An 11,776-nucleotide genomic window follows, 5' to 3' on the forward strand; every position below is an offset into this window, starting at 1 on the left:
CCCGATCGCGATCAGGCCCGCCACCCGGCCCGAGTACCCGACCGCGCACCACACCAGCCCCCGTGACCTGCAGATTTCAGGATGGAATTAGCTCAATGAGGGTGCGCAGGTCGCTCTCGCCGAGGACTGCGACAGGGTACTCGCGGATGCGCAGGTGGTGGGAGGAGAAGGCGTCGATGGCCCTGTCGGTCAGGCGTTCTCCCAGCAGTGGGGGCTTGGTGGGCAGCGATTCGATGAGCCAGGCGAAGGCGGTGTCGCACAGTTCCCGGGCGCGGTCGACGCCCAGGTGCGGAACGAGGCGACGACCCGACGGCAGCAGGCTGAGCTTGGCGCCGTCGCCGTAGTGCATGGAACCGCCGAAGCCGCTGACGACGTTGCACACCCCACCGCAGCCGGTGCATTTGAAACCGCGGTCGACGGGGCAGGGACGGTGGCGGTAGGGACGGCCGGCCTCCAGGAGCAGGATGTCCATGCCGGGATTCGTAGAGGCGATGGCGCGGGCGCAGGCCAGTCCGGCCGGCCCGGCTCCCGTGATGACGACGTGCTTGTGCATTGGGATCCCCCAGGGACTCTCGCCGACCCGCCCGCAATGGCACCCGACGGCAGCCGAGCGGCAGGCGGATCGCGCTCCGATATAAGTGGCCACCCGCCGCTGGAGCGGCGGGGCAGCCGGCACCGGCGGTTCCCACCTGGTGCGTACCCTCAGGAAAGCGGCGCACGGCGCGCTGAAGCGATGTCAGACAGGCTGGAAATTCGGATGAAATTGCCGAGTTGGCCAGTAATTTCCAACCCTCAAGGCCTATTGCCCAGCGTGTCCGCTTCGCTACTGTCAGGGATGACGGTTCGGTACTGCAGCAGCTCGGGGGCCCGGCCATGGGAAAACCGAACAACGTGTTCCGGCGGGTGCGCGAAGACGAGTGGAAGATGGGCCGCCGCGAGGCCGCCGAGTTCCTGGTGAAGAAGTCGATCGAGTTCGGCGAGCCCATCGAGCTGGGCCCGAGGACCATAGTCACCTGGGAGGACGGCACAACGGCCTGCCCACGGCCGAAACACCAGCGCCTGCTGTACCGGGTCACCGGACGGACCATCACCCAACTCGGATTCACCCCGCGCGCACCGCGCGCGACCCGATCACAGACGGCTGGTCAGATGACGGAAGGTGAGGACGACATGCGGCGACGAAGCCTCCTCCTCGGCGCCGGAGCTGCTCTGCTGACCGCAGTGGCCCAGGACACCCCGAGCGCCAGCCCTCCGCTGGGTGACGACCATCTGCAGGCCGTGCTGAACGCGGAGCGCGGCCTGTACGCACAGGACCGCGAGCACGGCTCCGCCGAGCTGGGTCGGCAGGCCACCACTGCCCTGCACACCGCGCACACCTGGCTGCGTCAGGGCCGCTACAGCGAGGACATGGGCCGACACCTGCACTCCGCCACCGGCGCACTGTCGGTCGCGGCCGGCTGGCTGGCGCTGGACTCAGGCCGCACCCACGACGCCCGGTCCCTTTACACCGAAGCCCTGGCCAGTGCTCGGCAGGCCGACGATCCCGGGCTGGAGGCCCACGCCTTCGCCTGCCTTTCCCAGCTCGCGCACGCCACCGGCCGCCCTCGTGAGGCAGTTGGCACCGCCCAGGTCGCCCAGCGTGCCGCCGCCCACCTCGGTTCCGCCCGCTGGTCGTCCCTGCTGGCGATGCGGGAGGCCCGGGGCTGGGCCCTTCAGGGAGACCGGGCGCTCACCGAGGGCGCAGTGGTCAGGGCCCACACCCTCTACGCCAAGGGCCCGAGCGACGCCGACCCGGACTGGCTGGAGTTCTACGTCCCCGCCGAGCTGGCCGGCCTGGAATCACTGTGCCGCGCCGACCTCGGCCAGCACGAACGGGCCTGCGCCGGGGCGGAGCAGGCCGTCATGTTGTTCGGCGACGACCACACCCGCAATCGCTCCCTGTACACCGCCGACATCGCACTTCATCATGCGAGGAAGCCCAACCCCGACCTCGACGCAGCCACCGACGCGGCCCGCCAGACCCTCGCATACTTGCCCGACGTACGCTCCGAGCGCCTGATCCGGTCCCTGCGCGATGTCGCCGGCGCCCTGAAGGCCCACGACCAGGTGCGGGACGTCGCCGACTTCCTAGACGCCTACCGAGCCGCCGTCCCCGCCGCCTGAAGGAATCCATGAGCGCCCCCGCTACGCCCGTGACCCTGCGCCGCTATGGCCCCGGCGACGCTGCCGTGCTGCTGGACACCCTTACCGATGTGTGGGCCGAGGCACACGCCGGACACGACGATGTCGCCCGGGCCGGGTTCACCTCCGAGACCCTGCGCCGCCAGGTCACCGGCCACGCCCGGCGGGACGACTTCACTCTGATCACCGCGTACTGCAGCGGCCACCTCGTCGGCTTCGGCTACGGCTTCCGCTGCACCCCCGCCTACTGGTACGGCGAGGAGTTGATGCCGTCCATCACTCCTGAGGAAGCACGGATAACCGACTCGCTGGCGGGGATCTGCGAGCTCGCGGTCCGGCCTGGCTGGCAGGGGGAAGGCGTCGGCACCCGCCTGCACGCCGCACTGCTCGACGCTCTCCGCCCCCAGTGGGTGTCGCTGCTGGCCATGCCCGACAACGAGTCCGCCCAACGGCTCTACCAGCACCTCGGCTACCGCCACGCCGGCCTCTACCGCGCCGGAGCGGACGGCCCGGTACTCGACCTGCTCCTGCTGCGGACGGACTTCTGAGTATGGCCGACACCCCGTCATGGGTGCATGCGGTCTGGCCCCTCGCCCTGCGCACCGAGCGCCTGCGGCTACGCCCGGTCGAGACCGCGGACCTCCCGATGCTGACCGAGTTGTGGCGTAGCCGAGCAGTGCGGCTGTTCTTGGGCGGTCCGGTGGCCGAGGAGCACATCGCGGAGCGGCTGCAGACGGCTGAAGGGGCGGTCGGAGCCTTCACCGTGGAGCTGGCGGCTGAGGGACCGGTGCTCGGCCGGGTCACGGTGGACTCGGACCACCGCGCCGCAGACCGGATCGAGGTCAGCTACGAGTTCCTGCCCCGGTATCACGGGATGGGCTACGCCGCCGAGGCGGTCTCGGAAGCCATTCGGTGGGCGCAGTCCGTAGCGCCGGCCGGGCAGCGGGTGGTGGCCGTGACCCAGGTCGCGAACCTCCGCTCGCGGCGCCTGCTGGAGCGCATCGGGATGAGCCAGACCGAGCGGTTCACCGAGTACGGGGCGGAGCAGGCGCTGTACACGGCCAGCGGTCGGCCTGACCCGGGATCATCCGGCTCGTAGGCCGAATTCACCCCGGCGGCCCGGGGCGGACGGGGATGCTGCGCCGAACGGGTCGGGGTGGCCCGCCAAGCTGTTGTTCAAATTGGAACAAAGGTGTACGGTCTAACCGGTCAGACGGTTTAAATTCGAATCACCTGCGGAAGATTCGCTGGTCACTGGAGGCTGGGCATGCCGAATACCGAGAACGAGCAGCGGCTGACGCCTGCCACCGTTCGCTCACGCGTACGCATCCCCCTGGCCTTCCCCGACGGCTACCGGACCGAGGCGGAGGTCTTCACCTTCCACGGCCTCACCGACGGAGCCGAACACCTCGCCCTCGCCCTCGGCACGCCCGACCCCGCCCAGGCCCCCCTGGTCCGGCTGCACTCCGAGTGCCTCACCGGGGACGTCTTCGGCTCGGCCCGCTGCGACTGCGGCCCCCAGCTCCGCGAGGCCGTCGAGCGGATCACCGAGACGGGCGGCTACCTGCTCTACCTCCGCCAGGAGGGCCGGGGCATCGGCCTCTACAACAAGCTCGACGCCTACGCCCTCCAGGACTCCGGCCTCGACACCTACCAGGCCAACACCGCCCTCGGCCTCCCCGAGGACGGCCGCGACTACACCGCCGCCGCCCAGATGCTCAGCACCCTGGACGCCACCACCATCCGCCTGCTCAGCAACAACCCCGACAAGGCGGCCCAACTCACCACCCTGGGCGTCGACATCACCGAACGCATCCCCACCGGCATCCACGTCTCCGACACCAACGTGCGCTACCTCCGCGCCAAGGTCGAACACACCGGCCACTCCATCCCCCTCCCCCGCCTGGTCGGCTGAACCCAAGCGGCGCAGTGAGCCGCAGGGCCGACTGTGGGGGTCAGGTCAACAGGAACCCATCCCCGTGACGGGCTGCCCGAGGATCTCTTGAGCGATCTGCCACCGCATGCCGCTGCGCGAGCCCTTGACGAGAACCACGTCCCCCGGCTTCACGAGAGACTTCACGTACGCGGCTGCGGTGGCGTTGTCACCGCAAATAGCGACCTCGGGCACGCCTGCCGCCTTGGCCGCCAACGCGAGCTGCTTGGCGAGTTTGTCTCCTACGGCCACCACCAGGTCCACGCCCAGCTCGCCCGCTTCCCGCCCGATCGAGCGGTGCCCCTCCACGGCTTCGTCGCCCAGCTCCAGCATCTCGCCGAGTACGGCGATCCTCCGGCCTTCCGGGGTGAGCGGCGGAAAGACGATCGCCCGCCCTGTGTACGACGCGGTGATCCGGCTGAGCGGTACCCGGTGGTTCTCCTGGCCCCAGCGCGACGGGTCGCGGAAGAGGATCACGGGGTCCGGGCCGCCCTCGTAGCCGTACGCGACGATCAGGTGGCCGCCCTTTCGGCCGTCCTCCGGGAGCTGCTCGGTCACCGAGATGATCAGCGGTGCGTCGTCCAGGTAGCGCGGCAGCTCTTCCGCCGGGACAGGCATCGCACGACCCGGCAGGCCGAAGCCGCCCGCCAGGTCGGCGATGCCCGCGTGAAGCCACCCACGGTCGGTCGGCGATGCCCGCGTGAAGCCACCCACGGTCGGTCAACGCGCCTTCCTTCACCCCGAGCTTTACCAACTCGGTGAGCGCGGGGACCTCGTACCCGTAGGCCAGCAGGATCATCCGCAGCGCTGCCATGCCGCACGCCCGGTCGGACCACTCCATCCAGTCTCCCAGCTCCGAGCCGCCGTACGCCTCCCACCCGTCTGGAGAGATGAGTTGACGGCACATCGGGACCTCGTGCACGCGTGACATGACAGCAGCCTCCGGACGATCAGACAGCGGGGTTCCGGGGGCCGGGACTCCGGTGAAAACGGGACTGGGCAAGGGGACATCGTACGGGGGGCGGGCCACGGCCTCGTGGAGCATGGCCAGCACCACATCGGAGTGGGCGGCTGCGAGACCTCACGCCGCTACTCAGTTGGGAGAGTTGACCCATGCACGTGTTCCAGGTGGACAACGCCGAGTTGATCGAGAGCATCACGCAGCAGGCCAAGGAAGCCGGGGTCACCGACGGGGCGATCGTCTCCCTGATCGGCGCGGCCGGCTCCTTCACGGTCAGCACGATGCCTGCCGACGACGCCTCGGCCGACGTGGTCACCGACTACGGCCAGCCCGCCGAGATGCTCGGCACGGGCGAGATCGTGAACGGCGCGGTCCACATCCACGCGACCATGGCCGTGGCCGGGGACCTGGGCGTGTCGCTGGAGCCCACCGCCACGTACGCCGCGCCCAAAGATTCCCGTCAGGTCCCGTTGACGGGTAAGCGCACCACCCGCCCGGCCACTCGGCCGGACGACACCAAGCCACTCCGAGGAGCCTCTGTGACCGCCACCGCTGCGAAGCTCACCGCCGCCCGCCCGTGGGGTATCAGCCGACTCGCGCCCTACCCGACTACTGTTCAGCTCCCGCACGCCACGGTCACCGTCGACCCCGCCACGCAGCTCGGCGTGTTCCGCGACCGTGCCGGCCAGGTGGTCGAGATGGGCAAGCACGGCACCAGCTCCGGGACCGAGACCTCCACGACCACGAATTCGGATTCGGACTCGGACTCGGACTCGGCGAACGACCAGGACAGCAACCAGGACTGATGCCGGCGACCGAGGAGAGGCCGGTACTGGTGGCCACCGAGGCGGATGACGTCACCGCTGACATGGTGATCACCGAACTCAACCGGCGGAATGTGCCGGTGGTCAGGTTCAACCCCGCCGACATCGGCGCGGGGCTGGCGGTCTCGGCTCGGTTCGGTACCTGCCCGGCCGCAGTGGCCGGGCGGGTACGTACCCCGTCGAGAGTTGCCGACCTGGCCCAAGTGCGGGCGGCGTCGCGACACCCGGGAGATGCCCAGCGCGCTCTGGAACTCGTTGAACCGACGCAACACCGGCGAAGGACGCCTTGAGGATCAGCAGCGTCCAGCGGTCGCCGAGGATCACCAGCGGGCGGGTGATCGAGCACGGCAGGTCGGCCAGGTCTTCTGATCAGGACTGTCAGGCGCCGCAGGCGCGCATGAGGGTGTGCCGGGCAGCTGGTCGGTGCACACGAACACCGCCCCCGCCAGGCTCGTTGATCGAGTCCGGCGGGGGCGGTGAACTGCGGGAAGGTGGCCGACGGCGACGTCAGTGCTGCCAGACCCGCACGTAGTCGACCTGCATGTCGGCGGGGGCGACGGTCGGGTTGCCGGCCGTATCAACCGCATTGTTGAGAATCAGGAACTGCGGCGCGGAGGTGATGCCACTGGTGATCTGACCCACCTTCACACCGTCGTAGTAGTACGTGACCGAGCCGGGCTCCCAGTCGGCCCCGTACGTGTGCCAGCCGCTGAAGTTGCCGGAGGCGCAGCCCCCGGGGCCGCCGGACGGGGAGTGGAAGTGGTAGCAGGCCTGACCGCTCAGGCCCTCCATGACGTCCAGCTCACCGTTGGTCGGCCAGCTCTGGCCGTCGGTCCAGAAGGCCGGCCAGTTGGCGATCTGCGAGCCGGAGGGCGGCAGGTAGATCCGGCTCTCGGTGTATCCATAGGTGAACTCGTAGCCGCCGCTCGCCCGGCCATCATGGGGGTTGCTGGAGATCAGGCCCGAGGTGTACGGGTGGCTCGCGGTGGTCCCCTTCGAGGTACAGGTGCTCGCATCCTGAGTGGCCGTCAGGTGCAGGCTACCGCCCGAGACGGTTGCGTGCGAGGCGTTGTAGCACTGGGACTCGTAGGGGTTCACGGGGCCCGAGACGCCGTTCCAGTTGCTGGGCACCGAGCCGCCGTCCCCGTACCAGCCGGGGGTCCACTTGGAGGAGTCCAGGGCTCCGCCGTTGAACTCGTCGGCGAACTTGAGGTTCCAACTGCCGCCGACCCCGACCGGACCGCCGGTGGCCGCCGGGGTGGGAGTCGCAGTGGGAGTCACCGTCGGAGTGGCCGTGGGGACAGGGGTGGGCGTGGGCGTGGGCGCCGGAGCCGTCGCACCGGCGGTGAAGCTGCCGACCGGGGAGAGCGGGTGCCAGACGTTGTTGACCTCGTACGACACGAAGTACTTGTAGGTGCCTGCCGGGAAGGTACGGCTCTGCGGGGTGAAGGTCTGCTGCTTCGAGGTCAGCGTGGTCTGGATCGCACCGGGGAAGTCGTAGTTGGCACCGCTCGCCGAACGGACAGCGACAGCCAGGGCCTGGACCTTGACCTTCTGCAAGGAGTGCAGCTTGGCGGTCGCCGTCGCCTGCGCGCCGGCGGAGGGCGCGGAAGGCGTGACGGCCAGCGAGTCGACGACCACCGGCTCGACCGCGCGGGCCGGGGCGGCCCAGGCGGCGGTACCGACACCGACGGCGGCGAGGGCGATCCCGGCTACGGCGAAACGTCGCCTGGCTGCGGGCGTGCTGCGGCGGTGCTGCGGGTGTTTGGGCATGCCGTGGGAGGACCTTTCGTTACCCCCCTCAACCTCAATGGACCGGGCCCCGCTCCGGCAGGGGAGGCTGGGACCCACAGCGTTGGAGCCTGCTCGACAGGTCGGGCTCTTGGCAAGCAGTCCGCAGCCGCCGAGCCCCCCGGAAAGCGCCGCATACACACGGAAAGTCGCTGGTGGGGACGGGTGGCGGCCCACCTGTCCCGACCGCTTGTGACATCACCCACAGGAGACCCAGCCCACACCGCCCACTGCGGGTGCTGGGCTTCGCCATGCGGTGCACTCTGGACGGGGGACACCGGGTCCGAGGAGGGCATCCGATGCTGGTGGAACGCGCTTGGCGGCGGCCGTGACGCCCCCCATCCAGGTACCAGTGACCGTGGTCGGCGCCGGGCCGTACGGGCTCTCCACAGCCGCCCATCTGAAGGCGCGGAACGTGCCGGTCCGGGTACTCGGCGAGCCGATGGACAGCTGGCGCTCACGGATGCCCGACGGGATGTTCCTCAAGTCCACCCCCTTCGCCTCCTCGATCTCGGATCCGGCCGCACGCCACCGCTTCGAGGACTTCCGGGCCGACCAGGGGCAGGCGTGGGTCGGCGACCGGTACGCGGTACCGGTCGCCGAGTTCATCCGCTATGGCGAGTGGTTCCAGGAGCGCTGCGTACCCGAGGTGCAGCGAGCGGCGGTGGTCGCGATCGAGTACGGGCCGGGCGGCTTCCGGCTGAGCCTGGACACCGGCGAGGTGTTCACCAGCCGCGCGGTCGTGCTGGCCACCGGGCTGTCCTCGTACGCCAGGGTACCGTCGGAGCTGGGCCCGCTGGTGGGAGCGGGGCTGGCCTCGCACTCCTCCGACCACGCGGACCTGGCGAAGTTCGCGGGGCAGCGGGTCGCGGTGATCGGCGCCGGGCAGTCGGCGCTGGAGAGCGCAGCGCTGCTGCACGAGGCCGGGGCCGAACCGGTCGTGGTCGCCAGGACCCGACGGCTGGTGTTCGGCAGCCCGCCCGAGTACGACCAGAGCAGTGACCGCGCGCTGCCGCACCGACTCGCCGAACCCGGGTCGGCGCTCGGCCCGGGCTGGCAGCTCTTCGCCTACAGCCGGGCGCCGGCGGCTTTCCGGCATCTGCCGGACACTCAGCGGGCATACAGGGTTCGGACGGTGCTCGGTCCCGCCGGAGCGTGGTGGCTGCGGGAGCGGGTGGGCGGCCGGTTCCCCGTGCTGACCGGGCATACAGTGTGGTCGGCCGAGCAGGCCGGCGGGTGCGTCCGACTGCGGCTGCGCGGGCCGACCGAGGTGCTGGAGGCCGACCACGTGCTGGCCGCGACCGGGTACCGGGTGGACGTCGAGCGGCTCGACCTGCTGGACAAGGGGCTGCGCCGGGCGCTGCGGCGGACCAGCGAAGGGGCGCCCCGGCTCTTCGAGTCCTTCGAGTCGTCGGTGCCGGGGCTCTACCTGACCGGGCTCGCCGCTGTGGACACCTTCGGTCCGGTGATGCGATTCGTGTGTGGCACGGCTTTCGCGGCCCGCCGGATCAGTCGCGCGGTCGCGACCGGAGGGCTCTGACCACCGGGTTTGCGCGCACCGCCCGGGCCAGCCGCAGTGCCTCTGTGGCACCGAACCTGAGCGCCTCGACGGCAGCGGGCACCAGATCGTCGCCGCAGATCCAGGCGCGCTCGGTCTCGCGGTGTGGCCGGATGTCGCGCGGCAGGCGGTGCTCCCTCCTGGCCGTGGCCATGATGGACTGCAGGTCCAGCTGTCCGACCCCGAAGCTCCGGGGCAACTGCGGGCCCTGCGGCACCACGCGGCCGGTGAGCGACAGGTGCAGGGCGCGCAGCACGTCCACCCCGTCCACGGTCTCGAACAGGCGGAACTGCGCACCGACCCGGGGATTGAAGTCGACCAGGTTGTACCGGCCGTCACGCAGGTCCAGCCGCCAGTCCAGGTCGGCGGTGCCGCTGTAGCCGATCTGCCGGCACAGTCTCGTGGCAAGCCCGGCCAACTCCGGATTGGCCAGCGAGCACGCCCGAGTGGTGACCCCGGCCCCAGGGGGCCAGGAGCGCAGTTTGAGGCCGGTGAAGACAGCCAGCGGTTCGCCGCCAGGGCCGCAGGACAGGTGGGTGATCCAGTCCTCGGCGTGCTGCGGCGGCAGATACTCCTGGACCAGCACCGATAGCTGGCCGTCAGGCGGGCAGCTAGCCAGCAGTTCGCGCTCGTCGTGCACCACCGTGGTGGCGCAGACCGCAGGGTGGAGCAGCCGCGTGAACGCCTCCAGGTTCTTCAACACCAGCGGGTAGCCCCAGCTGCGCGCCGTCGCCACCAGCTCCTCCCGGTTGCGCGGAGCGCAAGCGCGCGGCGTCGAGACACCGTTCGCCCGGCAGATCCCCTTCATCTCGCCCTTGTTGGCCAGCCGCCGGGGCAGCTCCGGTGGCACCGGCGGGAGCAGGAAATAGGGAGAAAGCTCCTCGGCGTGTTCGGCCAGCAGGACGGCTGCCTCGTCATCGGTGGGCACCGCCACGCTGCGTCGGCCAATTGCCCGCCCCACGGCCGCCACGGTGGCGAGCAGCCGTTCGGGTGACTCGCGCCCGGTGGTGGGCCGTACGAAGGCTCCCGTGAGGTAGCGGGAGACGGCGGTCGGAGTGAGCCGGTCCTCGACCATCGCGTGGACCGGGACGCCGAGCTGGCCTATCGAGCGGACCGCCCCGACGGCGCTGTGGGACTGCGGGTAGCGACCGACCTTCACCAGCAGGACCGGAACCTCGCGGTCCAGAGCGGGCCCGGTCTGTGCCATGGAGGCCACGCTCCTTCCCACGAGTCAGTGCTGCCATACTCCCACCCAGTCGACGTGCAGTTGGGCCGAGTCGACGGAGGACGGCGGCGAGTGCTGGAATCCCACCGCAAGGTTGATCACCAGCTCCATGGCGACGTGCGGAAGTCGAGACGGGTCGGTCACCTGGAACCGCTGTACACCGTCGACGTACCAGGTGACCGCGTCCGGTTCCCAGTCCAACCCGAAGACGTGATAGCCCGTCGCGAAGTCCGCCGGGCCGTACGTCCGGCCGACGTGCGCGTCGTCGCCGCCGGCCGTGGGCCAGTGCAGGTTCATGTCCACGATCTGGTTGGAGTTGATGAACTCGGCCACGTCCAGCTCGGGCGGGGCGCTCCGGGACTCGGCGGGGATCAGCCAGAAGGCCGGGAACATGCCCTCGGCCCGTGCCGGCACCTGGATCGCCGCCGCGTAGTAGCCGTAAGTGAAGGTATGGCGGGGGGTGCCCTCCCAGGAGTCGCGGCCGGTAGTGACCATGCCGGAGGTCCAGGGGTAGGTCCTGCCGTCATGGCCCTGGGTCGTCCTGCGCTGGGCGGTGAGGACCAGCTCGCCGCCCGTGACCTGGACCTGGCCCGGCTGATACCACTCTTTCTCGGCGTTGCCGGAGTTGGTGCAGCCGCCGTTGTTCCAGTCGTAGCAGGTCGCCCAGTCCCGGGTGTTCAGAGCAGTGCCGTTGAAGTCGTCCCTGAAGACCGAATGCCACTGCCCCGGAGCGGCGGGCTGCTCCGGGGGCGGGGAGGCGCTGCGTGGGACGCCCGTCCCCGGTCCGGGATTCGTGGTGCCGGTGACGCCGCTGCTGCAGGCCGCCGTGAAGAGCAGCAGGCCGGCTCCGGTCAGGTAGCCGACCCGCCGGTCGAATTGTTCCCGGCGCGGTCCGGCGGCGGACGCGGGCGGGCGGACCTTGGCAGGAACTGATCGTTGCGAGCCGGCTCGGAGGCGTCGCGGGAGCAGGGCGAGCACCGTGGTGAGACAGGCGAGTGCGACCAGGGCGCGGCCGGTGGTGAACACGTGCCGGAGGAAGAACCCCTCGGCCGTCACCGCCGCGATCGCGGCGCTCAGCGCAACGGCCAGGACGACCGCTGCTAACCGGTCGGGCCACGTAACAAGCACCGTGGGTGCTGGCCTGGCCAGCAGCATCGCCGCCGCTCCCGGGCAGCCGAGCACGAACGCCCCAGTCACGGCCACCCGCAACGGGTTGGCCGGTTGAAGAGTGGTGCACAGCAGGGCAGCCCAGCCGGAGAGCGCGAGCAGTAGGCGCCAGGCGACTTGCGGTGGTGTTCTCACG

11 protein-coding genes and 2 pseudogenes are annotated in these 11,776 nt (G+C 70.4%); 8 read left to right on the plus strand and 5 right to left on the minus strand.

The window, feature by feature from the left end:
• Positions 1-76 precede the first annotated feature (76 nt).
• Positions 77-553, minus strand: a complete 477-nt coding sequence (locus P3T29_RS03660) for a hypothetical protein (protein WP_280714781.1) — start codon at positions 551-553, stop codon at positions 77-79.
• Between the two features lie 320 nt (positions 554-873).
• Here P3T29_RS03660 and P3T29_RS03665 point away from each other — a divergent pair, with 320 nt between their 5' ends.
• The 4 genes from P3T29_RS03665 to ribA all read left to right on the plus strand — a co-directional run bounded on the left by P3T29_RS03665 (position 874) and on the right by ribA (position 4,096).
• Positions 874-2,163 carry a hypothetical protein gene (locus P3T29_RS03665; protein WP_280714782.1) on the plus strand — a complete coding sequence of 430 codons (1,290 nt, stop codon included), beginning with the start codon at positions 874-876 and terminating at the stop codon, positions 2,161-2,163.
• Between the two features lie 8 nt (positions 2,164-2,171).
• Positions 2,172-2,729 (plus strand): GNAT family N-acetyltransferase, encoded by a 558-nt coding sequence (locus tag P3T29_RS03670; RefSeq protein ID WP_280714783.1) that lies wholly within the window; start codon positions 2,172-2,174, stop codon positions 2,727-2,729.
• A gap of 2 nt (positions 2,730-2,731) precedes the next feature.
• Positions 2,732-3,280, plus strand: a complete 549-nt coding sequence (locus tag P3T29_RS03675) for a GNAT family N-acetyltransferase (RefSeq protein WP_280714784.1) — start codon at positions 2,732-2,734, stop codon at positions 3,278-3,280.
• 168 nt (positions 3,281-3,448) lie between these two features.
• Positions 3,449-4,096, plus strand: a complete 648-nt coding sequence (ribA, locus tag P3T29_RS03680) for a GTP cyclohydrolase II (RefSeq protein WP_280714785.1) — start codon at positions 3,449-3,451, stop codon at positions 4,094-4,096.
• Between the two features lie 45 nt (positions 4,097-4,141).
• Here ribA and P3T29_RS03685 read toward each other — a convergent pair whose 3' ends face one another.
• Positions 4,142-4,828 carry a hypothetical protein gene (locus P3T29_RS03685; protein ID WP_280714786.1) on the minus strand — a complete coding sequence of 229 codons (687 nt, stop codon included), beginning with the start codon at positions 4,826-4,828 and terminating at the stop codon, positions 4,142-4,144.
• A 399-nt stretch (positions 4,829-5,227) separates the two neighbouring features.
• Between P3T29_RS03685 and P3T29_RS03690 the strand changes: the two are divergent.
• The 3 genes and pseudogenes from P3T29_RS03690 to P3T29_RS03700 form a co-directional block, all read left to right on the plus strand.
• Positions 5,228-5,461: pseudogene (locus P3T29_RS03690) on the plus strand (DUF296 domain-containing protein); the annotation flags it as partial.
• A gap of 153 nt (positions 5,462-5,614) precedes the next feature.
• Entirely contained in the window at positions 5,615-5,881 is a 267-nt protein-coding gene (tgmA, locus tag P3T29_RS03695) for a putative ATP-grasp-modified RiPP (RefSeq protein WP_280715080.1), read from the plus strand.
• Positions 5,881-6,111: pseudogene (locus P3T29_RS03700) on the plus strand (ATP-grasp ribosomal peptide maturase); the annotation flags it as partial. The gene tgmA and the pseudogene P3T29_RS03700, both read left to right, overlap by 1 nt.
• Positions 6,112-6,406: 295 nt before the next feature.
• On the opposite strand, the gene P3T29_RS03705 reads toward P3T29_RS03700, so the two are convergent.
• On the minus strand, positions 6,407-7,672 hold the full coding sequence (locus tag P3T29_RS03705; RefSeq protein ID WP_280714788.1) for a glycoside hydrolase family 16 protein: 1,266 nt from the start codon (positions 7,670-7,672) through the stop codon (positions 6,407-6,409).
• Positions 7,673-8,042: 370 nt separating this feature from the next.
• On the opposite strand from P3T29_RS03705, the gene P3T29_RS03710 reads away from it, so the two are divergent.
• Positions 8,043-9,230 (plus strand): FAD-dependent oxidoreductase, encoded by a 1,188-nt coding sequence (locus P3T29_RS03710; protein ID WP_280714789.1) that lies wholly within the window; start codon positions 8,043-8,045, stop codon positions 9,228-9,230.
• Here the strand turns inward: P3T29_RS03710 and P3T29_RS03715 are convergent.
• Both P3T29_RS03715 and P3T29_RS03720 read right to left on the minus strand, forming a co-directional pair.
• On the minus strand, positions 9,199-10,455 hold the full coding sequence (locus P3T29_RS03715) for an ATP-grasp domain-containing protein (protein WP_280714790.1): 1,257 nt from the start codon (positions 10,453-10,455) through the stop codon (positions 9,199-9,201). The two genes, P3T29_RS03710 and P3T29_RS03715, sit on opposite strands and share 32 nt — an antisense overlap.
• A gap of 24 nt (positions 10,456-10,479) precedes the next feature.
• Entirely contained in the window at positions 10,480-11,775 is a 1,296-nt protein-coding gene (locus tag P3T29_RS03720) for a glycoside hydrolase family 16 protein (protein ID WP_280714791.1), read from the minus strand.
• Between the last annotated feature and the right edge of the window lies 1 nt (position 11,776).

The organism is Kitasatospora sp. MAP5-34 (assembly GCF_029894335.1).
Classification (GTDB): domain Bacteria; phylum Actinomycetota; class Actinomycetes; order Streptomycetales; family Streptomycetaceae; genus Kitasatospora.

Bases quoted from the DNA above. Each gene is read 5' to 3' on its own strand.
- P3T29_RS03705 (WP_280714788.1), bottom strand. From the start codon at position 7,672: ATGCCCAAACACCCGCAGCACCGCCGCAGCACGCCCGCAGCCAGGCGA.
- P3T29_RS03715 (WP_280714790.1), bottom strand. From the start codon at position 10,455: ATGGCACAGACCGGGCCCGCTCTGGACCGCGAGGTTCCGGTCCTGCTG.
- P3T29_RS03660 (WP_280714781.1), bottom strand. From the start codon at position 553: ATGCACAAGCACGTCGTCATCACGGGAGCCGGGCCGGCCGGACTGGCC.
- P3T29_RS03670 (WP_280714783.1), top strand. From the start codon at position 2,172: ATGAGCGCCCCCGCTACGCCCGTGACCCTGCGCCGCTATGGCCCCGGC.
- P3T29_RS03665 (WP_280714782.1), top strand. From the start codon at position 874: ATGGGAAAACCGAACAACGTGTTCCGGCGGGTGCGCGAAGACGAGTGG.
- P3T29_RS03675 (WP_280714784.1), top strand. From the start codon at position 2,732: ATGGCCGACACCCCGTCATGGGTGCATGCGGTCTGGCCCCTCGCCCTG.
- ribA (WP_280714785.1), top strand. From the start codon at position 3,449: ATGCCGAATACCGAGAACGAGCAGCGGCTGACGCCTGCCACCGTTCGC.